Here is a 21943-nt window from a genome sequence, read left to right as displayed (position 1 = left end):
CCGAATGTTCGGGTTCTGCAAAGATCACGAACTCAGCGAGATGCCGCGCATCGCCGCCGCCTGCGCCATCGGTCGCATCCGATCCCACACCCGCTCGGACCGCAGCCCCTCCGCCGCGACCATCGCCTGCATCCCGACGGTCTGCCCCTGATCGGTGTCACCGTCCAGGAAGTGGCACGACGCCAGCGCGATCAGGCAGAACGTCCAGCTGCGCGCCATCGCCGGCCCGAACCGCTCGATCGCCGACGACAACGCCGGAATGGCGTGGCGGGTGTCGCCGAGCTCCGCGTGGACGGTGCCGATCATCGCGGTCAGGTCGGTCTCGTCGTGGAACCGCGCCCAGTCCGGCACGTGCGACAGATCCGCGTTCGCGAACGCGTCCTGGGCCTTGCCCAGCGCCCTCAGCGCCTCGGCGGAACGGGCCTGACGCGCGTACGCCCACGCCGCGTTCGAGTGCATGATGCTCGCCGCCAGCGGTGCGAAAGCACCCCTCTGGAAATACGCCAGGGCATCACCCGGTGCGCCGTGATGCAGATGCACGCGCCCGCGCCGGTAAACGATGTTGCTCGTCAGGTCCTCGTCGTGCCGCGCGAAATCCAGCGCGCGGTCGAAATGGTGGTAGGCAGCCCCGATCTGGCCGCTGTCGAACGACGTCCACCCCGCCAGGTTGTGCAGATCCGCGACGGCCGACAACAGGCGCGCGCGTACGGCGTCGGACGCTTCGGCCGCCAGCAGCTGCTGCGCCCAGTAGATCCGCACGACCACGGCGTCCCGGCACGCGCCTCCGCCGTACTGGTAGTCGACCGACCTGAGGGAACGGGTCTGCGACTCCAGCTGTTCCACATCGCTCATGCCGATGCGGGCGGAGTGCGGTGGAGGGAAGTACGCAGGATCAGCCATGTGGAATACCTCTGCGCCGTCGGAATTCGAGCGTAGGGTGCGGACGAGCGGGTGAGAAGAGGGTTCTACGTCCAATGGAATTCTGTCCAAGAAGTGGTTAGACAGGTATTTTTGCGGGTATACCTGGCCGCGCCCGAAGAGCAGGATTCTTCGCATGAGGCGACGCGCGCACCTGCGGCTGGTGACCTCCTGCGAGGCCGAAGACTCGACTTTGACGGCGGTCCTCAGCGCCGAGGACCTGGCTGAGGAGCTCGGCCTCGATCCCCACGCCCGCGTGACCTGCGGCCTGCATCGGCGCTGGTTGCATCAGTGCGTGGCCTCACCGGACCACGTCATCCCCGTCACCGGACATCGGTGGTGCCGCCCGTGTCGCAAGCCTCTCGAGGTGGTCGTCGACGACACGACGGCACGCCTTCTCTGTCCCAGGTGCGGTACTGGAACGCCGGACACGGCGGCGAATCGTCAGGTCGTCAGGGCATGCCGGACGAGCCTCGCGGCGAGCCACGCCCAGTAGAACGACCCGGAAGCGTTAAGCCTGGTGGGTGAAGACGGCGGCCTCCGGGAGATGGCTCGGGGGCCGCTGGCTGTCCTCCGGCACGTCGAACAACGCCCAGATGATGTGCCGCCCGCCGCCTGCCGGAGTCTCACCCATGGCGAAGTTGCAGACGGCGATCGACGCGACGTTGTGCCGCATGATGTGCCACTGCCTGAGGTCCAGACGTGCGGTCGTGCGCACGGCAACGGACAACTTGTCGCCGCGCATCCGCAGCAGCAGCGCGAGAGGGCTGTCGTCCTCGACGTGTGAGACGAGCTCGACGGCCACCTGTGGCGCGACGTCGAGCATGGACTGCACGCCCCACCGTTCGCAGGCGCGTTCGGTGAGCCGTTCGGCCACGTGCGGCAGGCAGCGGCACGTCGGCAGCGCCGCGTCCACCCGGTCCTCGTGCCGCAGCCGCACCACCGCGGCCACCGCGGCGGACGTCGTGGAGTGCATCGGGATGTGCCGGGGGAGACCGCGTGACTCCAGCGTCGACCGCAGCTGGTGGTCGCTGACGACGAGGCTCAGCGAGATGCCGGGCCAGCGCGACGCGGACAGCCACACGACGTCGAACACCACGAGCAGGGCAGGCGCCTCGGCGACGAGGTCGTCGAGCTCCACCACGACGCCGACGAGCTCCTTGGTGGCGTGGTCGAGCAGCACGTCCTGCAGATGCATGTACGTGGACCAGTCGAGGCGCCCGCTGAACCGGACGACGAGCACGCCGTTCTGCACCCGCACGTCCACTACGAGGCTGTCACCGGCCATGATCCCCGTCCCCTCCCGCAGCCTTCTCCCAGGTTCCAAGGCTGGCAATGTCACAACAGGAGTCCTAGGGGGTAACTACCCGTGTTCTGGCGTTGGTGCCTCTGGGGGACCGCGTTGCAGCGGGAGATCGGGCAGACCTAGGGTTCCGCTGTGGGCGGTTCGCTTTCCCCAAGTCGCAAGGGCAATTTGCCTGCTGACACAACTACTTTCGTCGGCCGCAGGCACGATGTCGCCGAGGTGCGACGACTGCTGTCCGAGTCTCGTCTCGTCACTCTTACGGGTGTCGGCGGAGTCGGAAAGACGCGGCTGGCGTTGCGGGCGGCCGCCGAGATCCACCGGGCGTTCCGCGACGGCGTGTGGTTCGTCGAACTGAGTGGTGTCACCGATCCGGAACTGGTCGTGCACACGGTTCTCGAACAGCTGGGCATCCACGACGACACGGTCCGCCGGCACCGCACCGTCCTGGTGGAACACCTGCGCGACCGGCAGGCGCTGATGGTGCTGGACAACTGCGAGCACGTCATCGAGGCCACCGCGGACCTCGTGGACGCGTTGCTGCGCGGTGTCCCCGGCCTGCGCGTGCTGGTGACGAGCCGGGAACGTCTCGGCATCGACGGCGAACACCTGTGGCAGGTGGCCCCGCTGCCGCAGGATCCCGCACTGGCGTTGTTCGCCGAACGGGCGGCGGCCGTCGAACCCGGATTCGCCCTCGGCCCGCAGAACCACGAGAAGGTCGGCCAGATCTGTGCTCTGCTGGGTGGAATCCCATTGGCCGTCGAACTTGCCGCGGTGCGCCTGCGCGTGCTGACGCTCGACCACCTTCTGTCCAGATTGGACGACACCTACCGGGTGCTGGCGGACGGCAAGCGCGGCGGCGACCCGCGGCACCAGACGTTGCACGCCGCCGTGGACTGGAGCTTCCACCTGTGCACGCGGTCGGAGCAGATCCTGTGGGCGCGGGCGTCGGTGTTCTCCGGCACGTTCGACCTGGAGGCGGCGGAACAGGTCTGCTCCGGTGACAGCGTGACACCGGAGGAGGTCATGCACTCGCTCACGGGACTGGTCGACAAGTCGGTCGTCGTCGCGGAGCAGCACCCGTCCGGCACGCGTTTCCGGCTGCTGGAGCCGTTGCGCCAGTACGGCTTGGAGAAGTTGCGCGCGGCCGGTCGCGAGCACGTGCTGCGCGAACGCCATTGCGACCACTTCATCGAGTGGGCCGAACGGCGGGAGAAGGAGTGGTTCGGCCCGGCCCAGCCGCAGATCTTCACGCTGACGCGGCTGGAACACGCGAACCTGCGGTCAGCGCTGGACTTCTGCTTCGACAACGACGACGAGCGCTGCGTGCACCTGGCCAGCACGCTGTGGTTCTACTGGGCGGGCTGCGGCATGCTCGGCGAGGGACGGTACTGGCTGGACCGTTCGCTGGCGATGGCGGCGCCGGGCCCGCTGCGCGCGAAGGCCCTGTGGGTCAACGGGTACGTCGCGACCTTGCAGGGCGACATCCCCGCCTCCACCCGCATGCTGCAGGAGTGCCACAAGTACGCCGTCGAGACGGGGGACGGGACCGCGCTGGCCTACGCGACCCACCGGCTCGCCTGCACCCACCTGGTCGGCGACGACCTCGTCCTGGCGGACAACCTGTTCGCGGAGGCCATGAACCTCTACCGCGGCCAGGGCACCGTCAACAGCCACACCATGCTCGCCGGCATCGAACTGGCGATCTCGGCGACGTTCCAGCACGACTTCGCCGCCGCGGAACGGCTCTGCGTCGAGGCGAAGGCCGTCGGCGAGGAGCACGGCGAACTGTGGGCGCAGGCGTACGCGATCTACGTGCTGGCGTTGTGCGCGTGGGTCAGCGGCGACTTCGCGCGAGCGGACCAGCTCGGCCGGGAGTGCCTGCGGGTCAAGCGGACGTTCCACGACCTGCTCGGCATCGTGCTCGCGATCGAGTTGCTGGCCTGGATCGCGGCCTCGCAGGGCGACGCGGAGCGCGCGGCGACGCTGCTGGGCGCCACCAACGAGATCTGGCAGTCGGTGGGCTACCCCATGTTCGGGTCGCGGCACTTCGGCGCCCCGCACGGCGAATGCGAGATCGCGGCCATCTCCGCGCTGGGCGAGCAGGAGTTCCGCGCGGTGTTCCGCAAGGGCATGGATCTCGAACTGGAGGACGCCATCGCGTTCGCCATCGGTGAGGACCTGATCCCCGAGCCGCGGGTGACCGTGCCGGCGCCCACTCCGTTGACGCGGCGCGAGCAGCAGGTGGCCGACCTCATCGCCGCGGGCTCCTCGAACAAGGAGATCGCGGCCCGGCTGGTGATCGCGCGCCGGACTGCCGAGGGGCACGTGGAGCGGATCCTGCAGAAGCTCGGGTTCACCTCACGCGCGCAGATCGCGACCTGGGTGACCGAGCGCCGGAACTAATGCACTAGTCCACACAAGGGATCCCATCATTGGGCGGCGGTGGCGGCGGCGCGGTGGCCAGTTCGGTGACCTTGGCGCGCACCTTGTCCCGGTCGACCTTGTTCACGTCGTGCCCGCCGATGGTGGCGCCGCCCTCGATCGGCAGCGTGTCGAACCGCACCTCGGCAGGCAGCTCGCGGGCGAACTCGGTCAGGTCGAACCGCGCGTCCAGCACGACGTCCTGCTTCGCCATGTCGACCAACGCCTGCACCACCGCCAGGTCCGCGCCCTTCACCCGCTTCGCCACGGCGGACAGGAACGCCTGCTGGCGCCGGGTGCGGTCCAGGTCGCCGTGGGGGAGGCCGTGCCGCTGCCGCACGAACGACAGCGCCTGGCCCGCGTCGAGGTGCTGCGGCCCGGCCGGGAAGTCCGCACCGGACAACGGGTCCTTGGTGGCGTTCTTCAGGCACACGTCCACGCCGCCGAGCCCCTCGGCGATGTGGAAGAACCCGATCAGTGAGATCTCCACGAGGTGGTCGATCGGCTGGTTCAGGAACGCCGACACCGTCTCGACCTGTGCGCGGCGCCCTGCCTCGCGTCCGGCGCGTTCCAGCTCACGCCGGTCGTGCGCGCCGGCCTCCCGCAGCCGGTCCTCCTCGGCGACCTTGGCCCGGCCGTAGGCCTCCTTGATCTTGCCCTCGCCGCCGGACGCCAGCGGCACCAGGTCGTCACGCGGCACGGACATCGCCACCGCCGGCCCGGAAGCCGGGATGTGCAACAGCATCAACGTGTTCGCGTTGTAGCCGCCGCGGTCGCTCTCGCCCGCCTGCATGCGCCGCAGCACGTCGTCCGGCAGCGGTTCGCCGTGCAGGTCCAGCCTGGTGGTCAGCCCCATGATCAGGATGTTGGTGCCGGACGTCGACCGCGGCGCGTCGTCAGAGATGGCGTACGACCGCTCGACGCCGGTCGAAATCGTGGACACAGTTGCCCACGCGATGCCGGAGGCGGCGAGCACGGCCGCGCACAGGCTCACCCACGCGGTGCGCGTCAGGACGTGAAAAGCGGTGCGGTGATAGCCACCACGTGATTGCATGAACAGGACACCCCCTGAACTATTCTAGGTGGTCATGGGGGTTCAGCTGCCCACTCTGGCAGCAGTTGCGATGCTGGCGGTCTTCGCGCAGACAGGCGTCTGGGTCGACGGGGACGACCTCGGCTGGGCCTTCGGCGTCTGGTTGGTGGCGGGCTCGGTGATCGCTTCGGCGCTCGTGCGCCGGGTGGGCTTGTGGACGGTGGCACCGGCGCCACCTCTCGTCTTCGTCGTGGTCGCGGTGGGCAACGCGGCCTGGGACCGGCAAGCCCGGCGCCAGGCCTGGTGGGGGAGCAGCAAGGAGTTCGCCGCGGACGCGGTCCCGTGGTTCGTGAACGGGTTTCCGTGGATGGCGGGTGCGGTGGGCGCGGCCCTGGTGGTCGCGGCTGTCCGCGTCATTTCTGGGGGGAAGAGGAAATGCAGGTCTTCGTCGACGGCAACGGCGGTAGACGGGTAGTCGCGAGACTGGTCAGTCTGATTGTCGCAAGTGGACTCATCGCGTTCGCCGCCGTGGTCGGTGGCGCGCTGCTGGGAGTGTGGTGACGCGCGCCCCGCGGCTGCACTGGATCTCCATCGGGCTCGGGCTGCTGGTGCTGATGTGCGTGGTCTCGTTCCACGCCCACACCGCGATCAGACCTGAGCCCGTGCAGCACGCCCGCGAGGTTCGGGAGCTGCCGGAACGCACGCTCGCGCTGGCGTTCCACGGCGGCCCGGATCCGAAGTGGACACCGCGCACCCTGGACCGGTTGCGGGAGTCCGGCGTCAAGGCCACGTTCTTCGTCACCGGCGTCCAGGTCACCCGCAACCCCGGCGTGGTCCGGCGCATCGCGGACGAGGGACACCAGATCGGCATCGACGGCTTCCGGGCCGCCGGCGACTGGACGGATCCGCTGAACCTGGCGTTCGCGCAGGCCGCCCTCGCCGACGTGCTGGGTGTCCACACCCGGCTGGTCGGCGCGCCGGTCGAGATCGACAGCGGCGACCGCGAGCACCAGGACATCGGCACGCTGGTGAAGATGTCGTTGCAGGAGGGCGAAGGTGTCGTCCGGCTGCACGACGACGGCAGCATCGGCGGCGACATCGCCCGCCAGCTGGCCAAGGCGCCCGGCTACCGGTTCGTCCCGGTTCCCGGCGGCGGCACGGTCGAGATCACCGCGCCGCAGCGGTTCGCCGCCTCGGTCACCACGTGGTCGCAGCGCAACGGCGGCATCGTGCTCACCCTGCTCGGCACGGCGATCGGCATCGCGGCCCTGCTCGGGATCCTGCGCACGCTCATGCAGCTCGGCCTCGCGCACACCGACCGCCGGCTGCGGCGCGAGAGCGAGAACGCGGAAGAGCCGCCGCCGTGGATCGCGCCGCCGGTCTCGGTGGTCATCCCGGCGTACAACGAGGCGTTGAACATCGCCGCCACGGTGAGGTCGATCGCCGCGAACAACCACCTCGCCGACGTCGAGGTGATCGTGGTCGACGACGGCTCGACGGACGGCACCGCGGACCGCGCCGAGGAACTGGACCTGCCCGGCGTCACCGTGATCCGCCAGGACAACCAGGGCAAGCCCGCCGCTCTGAACGCGGGCGTGCGGCAGGCGAAGCACGACGTGCTGGTGCTGCTCGACGGCGACACGATCTTCGAGCCGGACACGATCGGCCAGCTCGTGCAGCCGTTCGCGGACACCGGCGTCGGCGCGGTCGCCGGCAACGCCAAGGTCGGCAACCGGCAGGGTCTGCTGGGCCGCTGGCAGCACCTGGAGTACTGCGCCGGGTCCAATCTGGACCGGCAGATCCTGCACGCGCTGCGCTGCATCCCGACGGTGCCGGGTGCGATCGGGGCGTTCCGCAAGGCCGCGCTCACCGATGTCGGAGGCGTCAGCGACAACACGCTCGCCGAGGACACCGACCTCACGATGGCGGTCACCCGCGCGGGCTGGCGCGTCGCATACCGTCCACAGGCGAAGGCGTGGACCGAGGCACCGGTCACCGTCCACGGACTGTTCCAGCAGCGTTACCGCTGGTCGTACGGGACTTTCCAAGCGATGTGGAAACATCGCGGCGCGCTGACGGAGAAGGGGCCGATGGGCCGCTTCGGGCTCATCTACCTGCTGGCGTTCCACCTGCTGCTGCCGATGCTCGCCCCGGCGATGGATCTGTATGTCGTATACGGTTTTCTGGTGGCGGACGCACCGCTGGCATTGCTCGTGTGGACGGCGTTCCTGCTGATCCAGACGGCGAGCGCGGGCTATGCGCTGAGGCTCGACGGCGAGTCGCTCAAGCCGTTGTGGGCATATCCACTACAGCAGATCGTATACAGGCAGCTGATCTACGTGGTGGTCATCCAGTCGTTGGTCACCGCCGCGCACGGCACGCAACTGCGCTGGATGTCGGTGCGGCGCACGGGTCGGCTCGCGGACGCGCCCGGCGGTACGGTGCACGTCACTTAACCGCTTCGCGAGTTCACGTCGGTCGTCCGGTCTCCTCTTCGGGTCAACCGCCGCAGGCGATTCGGGCCGAAGCGGAGGCCGGACGACCGACTTGCAGGCGAACTCGCCGCCGTCTGCGGAGCAGCGGCCAACAGGCAGGGGGATCCGGGTGGGTCGTACGCCCTTGGACACGCCTGCTCGTCAGCAGGAGGTCTTCTCCACCGTGCTCGACGTGCTGGCCGAGGTCGGCTACGCGCGGTTCAACATGGACCTCGTCGCGTCCAGGGCGCGGGCGAGCAAGGCGAGCCTCTACCAGCGCTGGCCGACCAAGGTGCGGCTGATCATGGACGCGCTGAAGGCGAACCTGCCCGACCTGCCGCAGCCGGACGAGGGCACGTTCGCCGAGGACGTCCGGCAGATCCTGCGCTCGTGGGGCGAGCCGGTGCCGTTCGACATCGCGGGGATCTTCCTCGGGCTGCTGGAGGGAAGCCGCCAGGACGCGGATCTCGCCTGCCTGCGCGAGGAGTACGTCGACCGCGCCTACACCGAGCAGCTCCAGGTCGCCGTCGACCGGGCGAAGATCCGCGGCGAGCTGCCGGAGCGGCTCGACGCCGGCATCCTCATCACGGCGCTGATCTCGACTTTCGTCCTGCGTTCCGAGGAGCAGGGCGTGGTCGACGGGATCGTCGACGGCCTGTTGAGACCGTTGATCGGTGATCTTTAACCCCGAACGACTCGTCAGATCGTAGTTTCTTCGCTACGTTCGGTCATGGTTTCAAAAGAACAGTTCTGTTCTGTTGAGGGGGAGTTCCCGTGACCGAAGCTGCCGTCTGCCCAGTCCCGCACGAGAACCGCACGCATCCACTGGGTGCGCCCGCCGGCTTCGAGGAGGCCATCAGCAACGGCCCGGTGAAGATGATCTGGCCCAACGGGGTGGAGGCCTGGGTCGTCAGCAGCTACGCCGGTGTCCGGCAGGTGCTCTCGGACCAGCGCTTCAGCGCGAACAAGGAGGGCGCGCCCGAGATGCGCACCGAGGGCGAGCAGATCCTCGGGGTGCCGCAGCCGGGCAACATGAACGTGATGGACGGCGAAGAGCACCTGCGTCTGCGCCGGCCGCTGTCGCGTGCGTTCATGGTCAAGCGCCTCAACGAGATGCGCCCGCGCATCCAGGAGATCGTCGACGAGCACCTCGACGCGATGGAACGCGGGGGCGCGCCGGCCGACCTGGTGTCGTCGCTGTGCCTGCCGGTGCCGTCGCTGGTGATCGCCGAGCTGCTGGGCGTGCCGGCGGAGCACCAGGAGCTGTTCCAGGCCACCGCCAGGGAGATGTTCGGCAAGAACGGCTCGAAGGCCGAGTACGAGGCGAAGGCCGCCGAACTGGGCGAGGTGCTCGCCAAGGTCGTGGTCGAGAAGAAGGCGTCGGGTGCCACCGACGACATGATCGGCCTGATGGTCAACGACACCGACTTCGACATGGACGAGCTGCTGATGCTCGCCATCGGCCTGCTCGCGGCAGGCCACGAGACGACGTCGAACTTCTTCGGCCTGTTCACGCTCACGCTGTTCGAACACCCCGACCAGCTGGCGGTGCTGAAGCACGACCCGAGCCGCGCGGACGTGATCGTCGAGGAGATGCTGCGGTACACGATCGGCAAGCTCGGCGGTGCCGGCCTCGCGCGCAAGGCGGTCGAGGACGTCGAGGTCGACGGCGTGACCATCCGGGCGGGCGACTGGGTGACCGTGTCGTTTCACGCCAACCTGGACGAGACGCTGTGCCCGCGGGCGGGCGAGCTCGACCTGGAGCGCAAGGCGGTGTCGCACCTCGGCTTCGGCTTCGGCCCGCACCAGTGCCTCGGCGCGAACCTGGCCCGCGCGGAGCTGCAGATCCTGCTCCGGTCGCTGTTCACCCGGTTCCCGGACGTGCGGCCGGCGATCCCCGTGGCCGAGATGGACTTCCGCGAGGACATGATCACCTACGGCGCGGCCGCGATCCCGGTGGAGTGGTGAAGGTGACCGTCCGGATAGACCAGACCAGGTGCATCGGATCGGGGCAGTGCGTGCTCGCCGCACCGGACGTGTTCGACCAGTCCGACGACGACGGGCTGGGCCTCGTCGTGATCACCGAACCACCCGCCGACCTGCTGCCGGGCGTCCGCGACGCGGTGGACAGGTGCCCTGCTCAGGTGGTGAGCCTGGAAGAGTGACTTGATCGGCCGTTCCGGTGAGGTGCCATCACTGGAAATTGATTCAGTTCCGCTGAGCTGACACCTCGTTGGCCCCTTTCCGATCACGCCGCTCGTCCAGAATCGTAAGCGCGACCACCACGGCGTTGTGGTGGGCGCGCCTACGTGTCCCGGGAGAGTCCAAAGACCCTTCCCGACCAGGTCCAACAACGGGATGGTGACGGCGGCGCGGTGAGTACCGGCGGTGTGTAACGGGTACCTGTGCGACGGGTGCGCGGCGCACGTCAGGAGGGCCAGCTATGTTCGGCAGCGAAGCTTTTCCAGCTCGCGTTGACAAAACCGACGTGCGGCACGTGGAAACTCTGACCAGCGCACTGCGGGCACTGGATTACGAGTACGGCGGCGGCTCCTGCCGGGACGCCTGCGTCGCGCTGCTCAACTGGGCGAACCCGTTGCTCGGCACCGGCTCCACCGGAGCGGTGTTGCAGCGGCTCCAGGTGGCCATCGCGGACCTGCACAACCTGGCCGGCTGGGCGTCGTTCGACATGGGCCTGCTGGAGTCCGCACACCTGCACTTCGGCCGTGCGATGGACCTCGCGCGTGCGTCGGGCAACAGCGCGTTGGAAGCCAACATCCACTACCGGATGGGCCGCGTGCACCTCCACTACGAACTGGCCGAGGACGCATTGGCGTCGTTTCAACGTGGATTGCCCATTGCTCAGGCCAGTGGGTCCACGTTGGCCGTGTCGATCCTGCACGCCAACGAGGCGTGGGCGTTCGCGAAGATGGGCGCCGAACGGCAGGCGTTGCGCCAGTTCGCCCGCGCGGAGGAGGAGTTCGAACGCGCTGAGGCCGAGGACGCACCGCCGTGGGCACGCTTCTTCGACCTCGCCGACCTGGTGTCGATCGGCGGCATGGTCCACACGGAACTCGCGCGCACTTGTGACGTGAAGTACGCGCGGACCGCCGTCTCGTTGCTGACCAGGGCGATTTCCTCCGGGGGAGAGGAAACGTCGCGCAGCCAGTCGTTCCGGCTCGCCGCGCTGGCGGTGAACTACCTGGTGCAGAACGACGCCGAACAGGGGCGGGACATCGGGGAACAGGCGATCGCGGTGTCCGGCCCGATCCGTTCCGCCCGCACCCGTGACCGGATGCGGCCGCTGAAGCGGGAAGCGGAACGGTTGCGGGGCAACGAGGCCGCGGACGAGCTGTCGTCGCGCCTCGGGGAGTTCATGTCCGCGTCGCAGGGAGCAGCCTGAGAGCCGGGGAAGTGCTCTGAAAGGCTTTGAAGGCGCCGCCGGGGCCCGAGGAGAGGTTTGGGCTTCGAACCCCGGCGACACCATGAACCCGAGCGGCGCCCAGCTGGGGGGCCTCAGCGCCGCTCGGCGTCTGGGAAGTCGTCAGCAGCGGATGTCGGTGCGCGCCCGGTAGGTCATCGCGCCGGAGTTCCACTCGGCGTAGGCGGACGTGCAGGTGTCCAGCGTGTCGGTACCGCTCGACCACAGTTCCTGCTGCCGGTAGCGGCCCGACTTCTGGCCTGCGTGGCCGTACGGCTCACGCGAGTCGACGCTGCCCCACTTCTCGATGATGATCATCTCCGGCGTGTAGGGCGCGCCGCCGCCGTGCACGCTGTCCCACGTGTAGATGTAGGCCCAGTTCTTGCCACAGCCCTTGAACTGCTTGACGGACGCCCACTTCTGCCCGTGGTCACCGATGTAACCGGTCTTGCCGATCTGCGTCACCCGTGTGCATCCGGGAGCGCTCTCGGCCTGCGCCTGGCCGGACCACACGACTCCTAAGAGCAACGCGGCGGCGGCGATGAAGGTTGTCCGCTTCATGGGCGAGAAGCATCACGTGACCCGCTGACATTTCGCTGACACCTCGGGTTACCGGCTGGTTAGGATCGGCCCATGCAACGGCGGTGGGAGTTCAGGGTTCTCGGATCGTTGCAGGTCATCGACTCGGGCCGGGTGGTGGAGCTCCGCTCGGCCAAACAGCGTGTCCTGCTCGCCGCGTTGCTGATGAAAGCCAACGCGCCGGTCTCGTCGTACGAGCTGATGGAGCACCTCTGGGGCGAGGAGCCGTCGGGTGCGGCGCGCGCGACCCTGCAGACGTACGTCATGCGGTTGAGACAGTCGCTGGACGACCTCGCGGACCGCAAGCTCGTCCGCACGTGGCCGACCGGCTACTCGATCCACCTCGACGACGACCAGCTCGACCTGCTGACGTTCCAGCGGTTGCGGGCAGAGGCCCGTCGCGCGCCCGACCTCGAGACCGAGGCGCGGCTGCTGGGCGAGGCCGCGGCGTTGTGGCGCGGGCCCGCCCTGGACCAGATCTCGTCGCTGCGGATGGAACAGACCGACGTGCAGCGCCTGAACGAGCAGCGCTGGGAGGTGCTGGAGCGCCGCAACGACGCCGACCTGCAACTGGGCCGGCACGACCAGATCGTCGACGAACTGCGGTCCCTGGTCGCGGGACACCCGTTGCGCGAACGCTTCTGGTACCAGCTGATGCTCGCCCTGCACCGCACCGGCCAGCAGGCGCAAGCCCTGGACGTCTTCCGCCGGGCCAGCGAGGTGCTCGCCGACGAGCTCGGCATCGACCCGAACGCCGAACTCCGCGCGCTGCACATGGAGGTCCTGGCGGGCTCCGCCGCTCCCGTGACCGTCCAGTCGGGGCCTTCGTGGCTGCCGCCGGCGGTAGGCGACTTCTCCGGCCGTGCCGGCGAGGTCGTGCGGCTCACGGCCGGGTTGCGCGCCGGTGGGACGTGGACGATCACCGGGCCAGGCGGGGTGGGCAAGACCTCGCTGGCCGTGCACTGCGCGCACCTCGTGCGGGACGCGTTCCCCGACGGCCAGCTGTACCTGAACCTGCGCGGCGGCGAGCAGAAGCCCGTCGAACCGGCTGCCGCGCTGGACCGGTTGTTGCGCGGCCTCGGCGTTTCCGGTGGTGGGATTCCGTCCTCCGTGGAGGATCGGATCGACCTGTACCGCGATCTGCTGTCGGACCGGCGGATCCTGGTCGTGCTGGACAACGCCGTGAACGAGGCCCAGGTCAGGCCGCTGCTGCCGGGGACCACCTCGGGTGCGTCCCTCGTCACCTCACGGGCGGCGCTGGCGGGTCTCGAGGCTGCCCACGTCGTGCCTCTGGACGTGCTGCCGCCCGCGGACGCGCTGGCGTTGCTGAGGACGGCAGTGGGTGAGGCTCGCTGCGCCGCGGAACCTGGTGCGGCACAGGACATCGTGACCTATTGCGGACAGCTGCCGCTGGCGCTGCGGGTGGCGGCGGCGCGGTTGGTCGCGCGTCCGCACTGGCAGCTCGCGAAGCTCGCCGGCCGGTTGTCCGACGAACGCCGCCGCTTCGACGAGCTGTCGCTGGGTGATCTCGACGTGCGCGCTTCGCTCGCCCTGTCCTACGACGGGCTGGGCGAGTCGCATCGGACGGCGTTCCGGCTGCTGTCGCTGGTCGACACGCCTGATTTTCCGGCCTGGGTCGCGTCTCCGTTGCTGGGCATGGATCTCGACGACGCCGAGGACCACGTCGAGGCTCTCGTCGACGCCCGCCTGGTCGACTACGCGGGCCGGGATGCGTTGGGGCAGGTGCGTTATCGGCTGCACGACCTGCTGCGCGCGTTCGGGCGTGAGGCTGCCTCCGAGGAGCCCGCGGTCGCGCTGAAGGCGTTGTTCGAGCAGTGGCTCGACCTCGCCACCCGCGCGGACGTGGAGCTGCCGCATCAGTCGATCCGGCTGGAACCCCTTGCGCTGGAACGGTTCGACCTCGGGGACGCGGCCGACTGGTTCGACGCGGAGTGGCTGAACATCCACGCGGTGATCACCCAGGCCGCGGCTCTCGGGCTGGGAGCGCTGGCCGCCGAGCTGGTGATCCGGTCCACGGCGTTCTGCGATCTGCGGGCCCGCTTCGACGACTGGGAGCAGATCAACGCGCTGGGGCTGGCGTGCGCGCCTTCCGAACGGAAGCCGATCCTGTTCCAGCAGCGGGGGATTCTGTGCGCGCGGCGGCACGACTACGCCGCCGCGTCGGAGAACTTCCGGGCCGCGCAGGAAGGATTCGCCGCGGCCGGCGACGTGTGGGGCGAGGCCTACGGCTGGTACGGCATGGGGTGGATGCACGAGTGGAGCGGGCGGTCCGCCGAAGCCCGTGAGGCGCATCGTGAGGCCATGACCCGGTTTGAGGCGTCCGGGAACCCGCATGGCGAGATCGAGGTCTTGTGTTCGTTGGGCGCGATCGAACGGCGTGCCGGCGGACTCGTCGCCGCGCAGGAGTACCTGGAGCGGGCTCGGCGGGTGGCCGGGCAGCTGGGGGACGAGCAGAGCGAGCTGATGGCGACGCTGGAACTGGGGCGGTTGCACCAGTTCACGGGTGAGCTGCAGATGTCGACGTCGTTCCTGAGGTCGTCGCTGGCCGCCGCGCAGAAGCTCGGGGACCCGGACATGGCGGCGAACATCCGGTTGTTCCTGGCGGACACGCTGATCCGGTCGGGGCAGGTGCCGCTGGCCGAGGAGCAGTTGCGGCAGGCCTGGGAGTTCTTCGAGGAGCACGACGACCGGCAGGGCCGGATCTGGGTGTGGCGCCTGAGGTCCGGGCTGGCGGACTCCCCGGACGAGGCCCTGAGGCTGGCGTCGCTGGCTCTGGAGCAGGCCAGGGAGATGGACTCGCCGCCGGAGTTCGGGCGGTCGTTGCGCGTGCTGGGCAACGCTTTGGAGCGCTCCGGCCGGTCGGAGGAGGCTCGCGAGCACTGGCGGCAGGCCGAGGAGACGCTGACCGCGGCCGGTTTCCAGGCGGAGGTCGACGAGCTCCGCCTCGCGACGTCCTGATTCTGGCCCAGTCCTTGTTCTGGTTCAGCCCTGGTTCTGGCTCAGGACCGTGTCGACGGTGACCCCGGAGGCCACGATCATGCTCAGCAGCGGATCCGGTACCTGGCGGTGGAACTGCACGACGTAGTTGTCCGCGGTCGTGAACAGTGCTTTGGACATGCCCTGCCAGGTCTTGGTGATCCGGGCGACCTCGGTCTCGGTGTGGTCCTGCAACGAGAAGTTCCACGCGCGCCAGTTCTCGGCGTAGATGCCGCCCACCTTCATGCCGTTGCAGACGTAGGCGAAGCGGACCTTGCCGAACACGTTCTCCTGGACGATCTCGCCGATCGGCATGCCGTCGCCGCGCTCGACGATCACCTTCGACTTCCACATGGTCGCCGGGCGGGTGATGCGGAGCAGCGGATGCCCCTGCACGTCCCGGATCTCCAGCCGGACGTCCAGCATCGAGTCCATCTTCGTGAAGGCGCGCAACGCTTTGGCGGCGCCGGACTGGCCGACCTGCTCGACCGTGCCGATGTGGCGGGCGTGCTGGTCGTAGATGACGTAGGAGTTCGACATCTCGATGAGCTTCGCCTTCTGGTTCACGACCAGGACGGGCTCGGTGAACAAAGTGCCGCCGCCACCCTGCGCGGACTGCTGGACGCCCGCGCGCTGGACCTGCCGCGCCACGCGTTCCTGGCCGGTGCCGCCCACCTGCAGTTCGGCGTGGTGGGCGTCGGTCTGCTGCTGGCGTGGCTGCGTGTGAGGCGTCCACTGGGTGCCGTCCCACCACCGCACGAAGCGCGGGTCGGCGTTGTCCGGGTACCAGCCGGGCGCGGTGTTCATGCGGTGAGAGTAGTGCGCAAACCTGGGCCACACGCGAAGATGCGAGTATGTTCGCAGGCAAACGATTCTTGGCGGCGCTCTTCACCGCGACTCTTGTCTTGTTCGGCGTGAATGCCGGAATCGCCACCGCCGCAACGGAAGTGTGCGCGGGCGCCTATCAGGGCGACACGAGGCTCGGTCCCGAGACGTTGCCCCAGCCGTGGCAGCAGCCCGTCGGGCCGCTCGTGGCCGGGTACCAGCGGTTCGGCGGCCTGACCCAGGAGGCGTTCCTGGCCAGGTACTGGAACGGGACCGGCTGGAACTACCCGCCGCAGGACGGGTTCTGGCTCAAGCCCGACGGCGAGCCGATCAAGTACCAGAGGACGCTCAACGCCAACACGCGGCTCGACCGGTTCGGCAGCGAGTTCGGCGGGTTCCTGGCGTACAAGGGGGCGCACTACTCCACGCGTGCGATTCCGCCGCAGAGTCTTTACACGTTCGATCCCGCGTACCGGTGCAACTACCACGCCTACAAGGTGACGAAGGCGTTCGCGGTCTGGGAGGGGCCGATCGCGCCGTGGTTCGGGCAGCCCGGCGGTGGCCTGCAGCAGAAGCTGGACAGGGCGCTGGTGCCAGGCGACGGGGTGCTGAACGTCGCCTGGCTGCTCTCCAACGGCTACCTCGTGCGGATCAACTGACGGTGATCGCGCCCGCCGGGCACAGGCCCGCCGCTTCCTTCGCGGTGGCCTCGTGCGCGGCGTCGGGGTGCTCCTCCAGAAGCACGACCGTGCCGTCCTCTTCGTTCTGGTCGAAGAGATCCGGGTCGGTCAAAACGCACATTCCCGAACCGCAACACTTCGACTGATCGACGGAAATCCTCATGCCGACCACGCTACTGGCAACGAGTGGACCCCGTAGATCCCCATGTCCGTGCGCAGCGGCACCTCCTCGGGTTCGACGTCCAGCCTGAGGTCGGGGAACTCCTGGAACAGCTTGGAGAACCCGATGCGCATCTCGATGCGGGCGAGCTGCTGGCCCAGGCACTGGTGGATGCCGTGCCCGAACGCCACGTGCCCCGACGCGGGCCGGCGCAGGTCGAGTTCCTCGGGGTTGCCGGGGAACTTGTCCGGGTCGCGGTTCGCCGCCGGCACGTGCATGAGCACGGTGTCGCCGGCCTTGATCAGGTGGCCGTCGATCTCCACGTCCTCGGCCGCGGTGCGGACCGGTCCGAAGTGGATGATCGACAGGTACCGCATGAGCTCCTCGACGGCGTTGTCGATGACCTCGGGCTCGTCCTTGAGGATCTTGAGCTGGTCGGGGTGCTGCAGAAGCGTGAACGTGCCGATGCCCAGCATGTTCGCCGTGGTCTCGTGCCCGGCGAGCAGGAGCAGCATCGCCATGTTCGACGCTTCCTCGTCGGTCGGCTCCCCGGTGGCCAGCAGGTCGCTGATCATGTCGTCGCCGCCGGGGTTCGCCTTCTTGCGGGCGATCAGCTCGCGCATGAAGTCCTGGATGCGCGCGAAGGCCGCCATGGCCTCCTTGAACGACACCTCCAGGCTCAGCATCGTCGCCGTGTCGTCCTGGAAGCGGTGCCGTTCGTCGTAGTCGACGCCGAGCAGCGCGCAGATCACCAGTGACGGCACCGGCAGCGCGAACTCCTTGACGAGGTCCGCCTTGCCGTCGAACGTCCGCAGGTGCTTGAGCTGGTCGTCGACGATGGTGCCGATCCACTCGGACAGCTGGTTCATCCGCCGGACCGTGAACTGACCCTGCAGCATCTTGCGCAGCCGGGTGTGGTCCGGTGGGTCCTGGCTGAGGAACATGCCCGGCTCGACCTTGCGGCCCTCCTCGGGCACCTCGCCCTGGAACCGCTTGTCGAGCAGGTGGTGCTTCTCGGGGTTGTTGGTGAACTTGGGGCTCCCCAGGATCTCCCGCACCTGGTGGTGACCGGTGACGAGCCAGCCGAGGTGGCCGTCCGCGAACTTCAGCCTGCTGATGCGGGCCTGCTCGCGGATCTGGGTGACCTCGGCGGGCGGGTCGAACGGGTTCTGGCGCGTGGTGGGCAGTTCCTCGGAGATCAATTCGGTCATCTCGCACACCTCCCAGTGCTCAGCAGAGGACCTACTTCCGAAGCTACAGAAGTTTCATGACTTCGTGAAGGTGAATTGAGGGTGACGGACCGCCACCCGCCGAAATCTGTCCGCATCTGCCGGTCGTGGGTCGCGACGGCCACGGCGGCCTTGGTCTGGTGGAGCGCTTCCGTCAGTTCGTCGACCAGTGCGATCGACAGGTGGTTGGTCGGTTCGTCGAGCAGCAGGACGTGCGGGCCGGTGCTCAGCAGGATCGCGAGCTCCAGCCGCCTGCGCTGTCCAGTGGACAGGCGGCCGACCGGTCGCGCGAGGTCTTTTCCGGTCAGCAGACCGATTTCCTCCACCCGCGAACACAGCTCGGCCGCGGTGGCGTCCTCGTTTTCGAAACACGACTCCTGGGCGAGCAGGGCGACCCGGCCGACGTGGTGCACCGTGCCCGTCGCCGGTTTCAGACGGCCGGCCAGCACGTTCAGCAGCGTCGACTTGCCGGCGCCGTTCGGGCCGGTGATCAGCAGCTTCTCGCCCGCGCTGAGCGAGATCGGCTCGGTGAGACTCAGCCTTCCGGGTACTTCGAGCGGGGTGGCGTGCAGCAGGTCGCCGCTGGCCTCCAGCTCGGGCGGGGTGAAGCGCAACGGTGGCGGGGGAGCGCCGACGCGCTGGTCGTCCAGCTCTTCGAGCCTTCGCGCGACGTTGCGCATCTTGTTCGCCGCGCGGGTGCCGCGCTTGTGCTTGAACGCGCCTTTCGGCGGGCGCCAGGCGTCCTTGAGGCGTGACTGGGCGCGCTCGACCTTGTCGGTGAGCTCGTCGTGCTCGGCTTCCTCCTGGGCGAACCGCTGTTCCCAGCGCTGGCGTTCGGCCCGCTTGGCGTCCTTGAACGCCCGGTAGCCGCCGCCGTGCAGGTGCACCTCGCCGTCCGGTGCCGGGTCGAGGTCCAGCAGCTGCGTGCAGACCTCGTCCAGCAACGTGCGGTCGTGGCTCACGAGCACCACGACGCCGTGGTGTTGTTCGAGGCGGTCGGTCAGGAACGTGAGTGCGCCGGCGTCCAGGTGGTTGGTCGGTTCGTCGAGCAGCAGGACGTCAGCGCGTTCGGCGAGCAGGCAGGCGAGCCTCACCCGATAGCGTTGTCCCACACTGAGGTGCGCCAGCAACGTTCCCCTGGCGTGGTCGGCGTCGAGGGCCTTGAGCGCGATGTCGGCGCGGCGTTCGGCGTCCCACGCCTCGATGTCCTCGGCGTGGGCCAGCGCTTTCTCGTACCGTCGCTCGTCGAACGGCTCCGCCGCACTGTCCAGTTCGGACAGTGCCTGACGGCTTTCGCGCAGCGCCTCGCTCAGCAGGTCCCCCACCGTTTCGCTTTCGTGGAACGGCATTTCCTGTCGCACGAGGCTCAACGAACCGTGCCGCGTGACAGTTCCCTGATCGGGAACCAGGTCACCGGCGAGCAAGCGAAGGAGTGTGGTCTTGCCGCGGCCGTTCTCGCCGATGACGCCAAGGCGCTGGCCTGCGGAGACTTTCAGCGAGATGCCGTCGACGACGGGGCCGGCCTCATAGCCCTTGGTGAGATCTTGGGTCGTCAAATGAACATGCGTGCGCATGCGGATCCTCTTCTGGGTACGCGAAATCAGGACGTGGTGCGTGGTGGCACACGTCCTGAATCAGAGGTAGAAGACCCCGTACCCGAATCCCATGAAACCCACGGTACCTACGGTCGCAACGCTTTTTCGACCGCCTTCTTCAGATCTGCGCGGCTCTCCTCGGTGCCGGGCGTCGGCCCGGTCGTGCTGCCGCCGCCGACCAGCCGGTAGAAGAGCAGGCCCTCGATGAACGCGGTGATGTGCGCACCGGCGCGTTCCGGGTTCTCGTGGCCCAACGCCTGTGCCAGCGCGGTCGCCTGTTCGCGCGGGGAGTGCACGAGGATCGACTTCAGCTCGGGGTGGTGCGTGGCCTCGAGCATCGCCGCGTACCTGGCGAGCGTCCGGTTCCGCTCGACCAGCCAGCTGTCGACGGTCCTCGCGATGCTGCCCGCGACGTCGGCCGTGTCGAGATCGATCTCCTGCTGCTCCTGGACGGCCAGCCGCTCCACGAGTCCCTCGATCAACGCCTTGCGCGTGCGGAAGTAGGCGCTGGTCGAGCCCTCCGGCAGGCCGGCCTTCCGGTCGACCGCGCGGTGGGTGAGACCGCGCATGCCGAGTTCGGCCACGAGTTCGATCGCGGCGTCGGTGATCAGGTCCTTGCGCACTGTGCTCCCCATCTCCTTCTACAGCTGTAGTCTACAGGTGTAGAGTCCTCTACATCTGTAGAGGAGGCGGGGATGAAGGCGATCGTGGTGGGCGGGGGCATCGGCGGACTGGCGGCAGCGGTCTCGTTGCGGCGCGTCGGCTGGGAGGTCCAGGTTCTCGAGCGGGCCGCCGCTTTCGGTGAGATCGGCGCCGGTGTGGGCGTGATGCCGAACGCGCTGCGGGCACTGGAATGGATGGGGCTCGCGGACGAGGTGCGCAGGCTCGGCACTCCGCGCGTGTCGGGTGGCGTGCGGTCGTCCGACGGGCGGTGGCTGGTGCACCTGCCCGGCGTCGGCCAGGAGAAGGTCATCGCGATGCACCGGGCCGATCTGCACGGCGTTCTGCTGCGGGCGCTGCCGTCGGAGATCCTTTTCAACAACGTCGAGGTGACCGGCGTTGAGGAGCTGGACGCAGACCTCGTGGTGGCGGCGGACGGCATCAACAGCCGCCTGCGCGGGGAGCTGCTGCCCGACGCGCCGGGACCGGTGTACGCGGGGGCCACGGCGTGGCGAGGGGTGGCGCCGGGTCCCTTCGACCTGCCGATCTCGCAGACACTCGGTCCCGGCGGCGAGGCGGGCATCCTGCCGCTGGGGGACGGCAGGGTCTGCTGGTACGTGGCCGTGGTGGCGCCCGCGTCGGCTCAGCTGGACCCGGTGGAGCTGTTCGCGGACTGGCACGAGCCGTTGCCGTCGTTGCTGAAGTCGACTCCTGACGTGATTCGCCACGACATCTACGAACTGCCGTTGCTGCCGACGTTCGTGTCCGGGCGGGTGGCATTGCTCGGCGATGCGGCGCACGCGATGACGCCGTACCTGGGGCAGGGGGCGTGCATGGCGTTGGAGGACGCGGTGACGCTGGCTTCGGTCGACGGCGATCTCGCGCGCTACGACGCGTTGCGCCGGCCGCGTACCCAGGCGGTGTGGAAGGGCTCGCGGATGGCGGGGAGGTTCGGGATCGAGGTGCGGTCGCCGATCGGGCTGGCGTTGCGGAACTTGGCGTTCCGGGCGCTGCCGGGGTCGGTGGCGGTGCGCGGGATGACCCGTTTCTCCTCGTGGGAGGTGCCTGCGATGCCACGATGACGTTCGTGGATCTTGTGGTGTTCCGCCGGGTGAGCACGGCGGTGATGGTGGTGCTGATGGCGGCGTTCCTGGTGTCGGCCGTGGCCGGCGCGGTGCGGGGCGGGCATCCGACCTCGGTGACGCTGTCGCTGCCGGCGGCGGGGGGATCGGGCTGGAGCACGCGGTTCTGGCGCTCAAGCCCACGGTCTCGGTGACCGCCGAGGTGACCTCGTGCGGCTACAGCGGCCGCACCAAGACGTGCTCCGGTCGGTACACAGTGGACAGTGTGGAGCACACGGCCGACATGCCGGTGGAGTCGGTGCCGTCCGGCCGGAGAGTTGAAATCGAGGTGCTCGCGGCGGACCATTCCGTGGTGGTTTCCCAGTCGTGGCTGGACATCCTGCTCGTTCGTGGTGGTGGCATCGTCCTCGCCGGGCTCGTGATCGGATTCGGTGTGCGGTGGATTCGCCTGGCGCGTGCCACGACCACCAAACTCCGCGGGATCAAAGTTCACTCGAACGGGTCGAATCCAGCGGTGAACTAGATCACTGGTCAATGTTTGGTCTCGGCCGGATAACGGTCCA

22 protein-coding genes are annotated in these 21943 nt (G+C 68.7%); 13 read left to right on the top strand and 9 right to left on the bottom strand.

Annotation, left to right across the window (positions count from 1 at the left end; translation table 11 throughout):
- Nucleotides 1–24: 24 nt before the first annotated feature.
- Nucleotides 25–900 (bottom strand): hypothetical protein, encoded by an 876-nt coding sequence (locus SK803_RS32785; protein WP_319970029.1) that lies wholly within the window; start codon nucleotides 898–900, stop codon nucleotides 25–27.
- A 154-nt stretch (nucleotides 901–1054) separates the two neighbouring features.
- Between SK803_RS32785 and SK803_RS32780 the strand changes: the two genes are divergently transcribed.
- Entirely contained in the window at nucleotides 1055–1414 is a 360-nt protein-coding gene (locus tag SK803_RS32780) for a hypothetical protein (protein WP_319970028.1), read from the top strand.
- Nucleotides 1415–1429: 15 nt separating this feature from the next.
- Here the strand turns inward: SK803_RS32780 and SK803_RS32775 are convergent, their stop codons facing one another.
- Nucleotides 1430–2206: an STAS domain-containing protein gene (locus SK803_RS32775; protein WP_319970027.1), complete on the bottom strand. Its 777-nt coding sequence runs from the start codon at nucleotides 2204–2206 to the stop codon at nucleotides 1430–1432.
- A gap of 237 nt (nucleotides 2207–2443) precedes the next feature.
- On the opposite strand from SK803_RS32775, the gene SK803_RS32770 reads away from it, so the two are divergent.
- On the top strand, nucleotides 2444–4627 hold the full coding sequence (locus SK803_RS32770) for an ATP-binding protein (protein WP_319970026.1): 2184 nt from the start codon (nucleotides 2444–2446) through the stop codon (nucleotides 4625–4627).
- Nucleotides 4628–4631: 4 nt separating this feature from the next.
- On the opposite strand, the gene SK803_RS32765 is transcribed toward SK803_RS32770, so the two are convergent.
- The gene (locus tag SK803_RS32765; protein WP_319970025.1) at nucleotides 4632–5699 is read right to left on the bottom strand and encodes an LCP family protein; all 1068 of its coding nucleotides are present in this window, start codon (nucleotides 5697–5699) and stop codon (nucleotides 4632–4634) included.
- Nucleotides 5700–5733: 34 nt separating this feature from the next.
- Here SK803_RS32765 and SK803_RS32760 point away from each other — a divergent pair, with 34 nt between their 5' ends.
- The 6 genes from SK803_RS32760 (at nucleotide 5734) to SK803_RS32735 (ending at nucleotide 11555) form a co-directional block, all read left to right on the top strand.
- Nucleotides 5734–6153 (top strand): DUF6542 domain-containing protein, encoded by a 420-nt coding sequence (locus tag SK803_RS32760; RefSeq protein ID WP_319970024.1) that lies wholly within the window; start codon nucleotides 5734–5736, stop codon nucleotides 6151–6153.
- An 82-nt stretch (nucleotides 6154–6235) separates the two neighbouring features.
- On the top strand, nucleotides 6236–8134 hold the full coding sequence (locus tag SK803_RS32755; RefSeq protein ID WP_319970023.1) for a bifunctional polysaccharide deacetylase/glycosyltransferase family 2 protein: 1899 nt from the start codon (nucleotides 6236–6238) through the stop codon (nucleotides 8132–8134).
- Between the two features lie 148 nt (nucleotides 8135–8282).
- Complete coding sequence (locus SK803_RS32750) at nucleotides 8283–8837, top strand: TetR/AcrR family transcriptional regulator (protein ID WP_319970022.1); 555 nt, start codon at nucleotides 8283–8285, stop codon at nucleotides 8835–8837.
- Nucleotides 8838–8926: 89 nt separating this feature from the next.
- Entirely contained in the window at nucleotides 8927–10120 is a 1194-nt protein-coding gene (locus SK803_RS32745; protein WP_319970021.1) for a cytochrome P450, read from the top strand.
- A gap of 2 nt (nucleotides 10121–10122) precedes the next feature.
- Entirely contained in the window at nucleotides 10123–10317 is a 195-nt protein-coding gene (locus tag SK803_RS32740; protein WP_319970020.1) for a ferredoxin, read from the top strand.
- Between the two features lie 332 nt (nucleotides 10318–10649).
- Nucleotides 10650–11555, top strand: a complete 906-nt coding sequence (locus SK803_RS32735) for a hypothetical protein (protein ID WP_319970019.1) — start codon at nucleotides 10650–10652, stop codon at nucleotides 11553–11555.
- Nucleotides 11556–11696: 141 nt separating this feature from the next.
- On the opposite strand, the gene SK803_RS32730 is transcribed toward SK803_RS32735, so the two are convergent.
- A complete protein-coding gene (locus SK803_RS32730; RefSeq protein WP_319970018.1) occupies nucleotides 11697–12134 on the bottom strand; it encodes a hypothetical protein in 438 nt (145 codons plus the stop codon).
- Between the two features lie 72 nt (nucleotides 12135–12206).
- On the opposite strand from SK803_RS32730, the gene SK803_RS32725 reads away from it, so the two are divergent.
- A complete protein-coding gene (locus tag SK803_RS32725) occupies nucleotides 12207–15131 on the top strand; it encodes an AfsR/SARP family transcriptional regulator (protein WP_319970017.1) in 2925 nt (974 codons plus the stop codon).
- A 24-nt stretch (nucleotides 15132–15155) separates the two neighbouring features.
- Here SK803_RS32725 and SK803_RS32720 read toward each other — a convergent pair whose 3' ends face one another.
- Entirely contained in the window at nucleotides 15156–15956 is an 801-nt protein-coding gene (locus SK803_RS32720; RefSeq protein ID WP_319970016.1) for a phospholipid scramblase-related protein, read from the bottom strand.
- A gap of 107 nt (nucleotides 15957–16063) precedes the next feature.
- Here SK803_RS32720 and SK803_RS32715 point away from each other — a divergent pair, with 107 nt between their 5' ends.
- Complete coding sequence (locus tag SK803_RS32715) at nucleotides 16064–16633, top strand: TNT domain-containing protein (protein WP_319970015.1); 570 nt, start codon at nucleotides 16064–16066, stop codon at nucleotides 16631–16633.
- On the opposite strand, the gene SK803_RS32710 is transcribed toward SK803_RS32715, so the two are convergent.
- The 4 genes from SK803_RS32710 to SK803_RS32695 form a co-directional block, all read right to left on the bottom strand.
- Entirely contained in the window at nucleotides 16626–16817 is a 192-nt protein-coding gene (locus tag SK803_RS32710; protein WP_319970014.1) for a ferredoxin, read from the bottom strand. The genes SK803_RS32715 and SK803_RS32710 overlap by 8 nt on opposite strands.
- Nucleotides 16814–18025 (bottom strand): cytochrome P450, encoded by a 1212-nt coding sequence (locus SK803_RS32705; protein ID WP_319970013.1) that lies wholly within the window; start codon nucleotides 18023–18025, stop codon nucleotides 16814–16816. Before SK803_RS32705 ends, SK803_RS32710 begins: the two co-directional genes overlap by 4 nt.
- On the bottom strand, nucleotides 18022–19617 hold the full coding sequence (locus SK803_RS32700) for an ABC-F family ATP-binding cassette domain-containing protein (protein WP_319970012.1): 1596 nt from the start codon (nucleotides 19615–19617) through the stop codon (nucleotides 18022–18024). Before SK803_RS32700 ends, SK803_RS32705 begins: the two co-directional genes overlap by 4 nt.
- Nucleotides 19618–19724: 107 nt before the next feature.
- Complete coding sequence (locus SK803_RS32695; RefSeq protein WP_319970011.1) at nucleotides 19725–20273, bottom strand: TetR/AcrR family transcriptional regulator; 549 nt, start codon at nucleotides 20271–20273, stop codon at nucleotides 19725–19727.
- A 60-nt stretch (nucleotides 20274–20333) separates the two neighbouring features.
- On the opposite strand from SK803_RS32695, the gene SK803_RS32690 reads away from it, so the two are divergent.
- Genes SK803_RS32690 through SK803_RS32680 form a run of 3 tightly spaced genes read left to right on the top strand, consistent with a single transcriptional unit; the run spans nucleotide 20334 to nucleotide 21903 of the window.
- Nucleotides 20334–21380 (top strand): FAD-dependent monooxygenase, encoded by a 1047-nt coding sequence (locus tag SK803_RS32690; RefSeq protein WP_319970010.1) that lies wholly within the window; start codon nucleotides 20334–20336, stop codon nucleotides 21378–21380.
- Nucleotides 21377–21574 (top strand): hypothetical protein, encoded by a 198-nt coding sequence (locus SK803_RS32685; protein ID WP_319970009.1) that lies wholly within the window; start codon nucleotides 21377–21379, stop codon nucleotides 21572–21574. Before SK803_RS32690 ends, SK803_RS32685 begins: the two co-directional genes overlap by 4 nt.
- A complete protein-coding gene (locus SK803_RS32680) occupies nucleotides 21571–21903 on the top strand; it encodes a hypothetical protein (RefSeq protein WP_319970008.1) in 333 nt (110 codons plus the stop codon). The genes SK803_RS32685 and SK803_RS32680 overlap by 4 nt, the downstream gene beginning before the upstream one ends.
- The last annotated feature ends 40 nt before the right edge of the window (nucleotides 21904–21943 follow it).

Origin of the sequence: Lentzea miocenica, assembly GCF_033949945.1 — a bacterium.
In the GTDB taxonomy this organism is placed as follows: domain Bacteria; phylum Actinomycetota; class Actinomycetes; order Mycobacteriales; family Pseudonocardiaceae; genus Lentzea; species Lentzea miocenica.
This window is presented reverse-complemented; position numbering and strand designations above follow the sequence as displayed.

Coding starts and splice junctions, on each gene's coding strand:
- SK803_RS32695 (WP_319970011.1), bottom strand. CDS start 20,273: ATGGGGAGCACAGTGCGCAAGGACCTGATCACCGACGCCGCGATCGAA.
- SK803_RS32780 (WP_319970028.1), top strand. CDS start 1,055: ATGAGGCGACGCGCGCACCTGCGGCTGGTGACCTCCTGCGAGGCCGAA.
- SK803_RS32700 (WP_319970012.1), bottom strand. CDS start 19,617: ATGCGCACGCATGTTCATTTGACGACCCAAGATCTCACCAAGGGCTAT.
- SK803_RS32690 (WP_319970010.1), top strand. CDS start 20,334: ATGAAGGCGATCGTGGTGGGCGGGGGCATCGGCGGACTGGCGGCAGCG.
- SK803_RS32685 (WP_319970009.1), top strand. CDS start 21,377: ATGACGTTCGTGGATCTTGTGGTGTTCCGCCGGGTGAGCACGGCGGTG.
- SK803_RS32785 (WP_319970029.1), bottom strand. CDS start 900: ATGGCTGATCCTGCGTACTTCCCTCCACCGCACTCCGCCCGCATCGGC.
- SK803_RS32720 (WP_319970016.1), bottom strand. CDS start 15,956: ATGAACACCGCGCCCGGCTGGTACCCGGACAACGCCGACCCGCGCTTC.
- SK803_RS32710 (WP_319970014.1), bottom strand. CDS start 16,817: ATGAGGATTTCCGTCGATCAGTCGAAGTGTTGCGGTTCGGGAATGTGC.
- SK803_RS32730 (WP_319970018.1), bottom strand. CDS start 12,134: ATGAAGCGGACAACCTTCATCGCCGCCGCCGCGTTGCTCTTAGGAGTC.
- SK803_RS32725 (WP_319970017.1), top strand. CDS start 12,207: ATGCAACGGCGGTGGGAGTTCAGGGTTCTCGGATCGTTGCAGGTCATC.
- SK803_RS32775 (WP_319970027.1), bottom strand. CDS start 2,206: ATGGCCGGTGACAGCCTCGTAGTGGACGTGCGGGTGCAGAACGGCGTG.
- SK803_RS32765 (WP_319970025.1), bottom strand. CDS start 5,699: ATGCAATCACGTGGTGGCTATCACCGCACCGCTTTTCACGTCCTGACG.
- SK803_RS32760 (WP_319970024.1), top strand. CDS start 5,734: ATGGGGGTTCAGCTGCCCACTCTGGCAGCAGTTGCGATGCTGGCGGTC.
- SK803_RS32705 (WP_319970013.1), bottom strand. CDS start 18,025: ATGACCGAATTGATCTCCGAGGAACTGCCCACCACGCGCCAGAACCCG.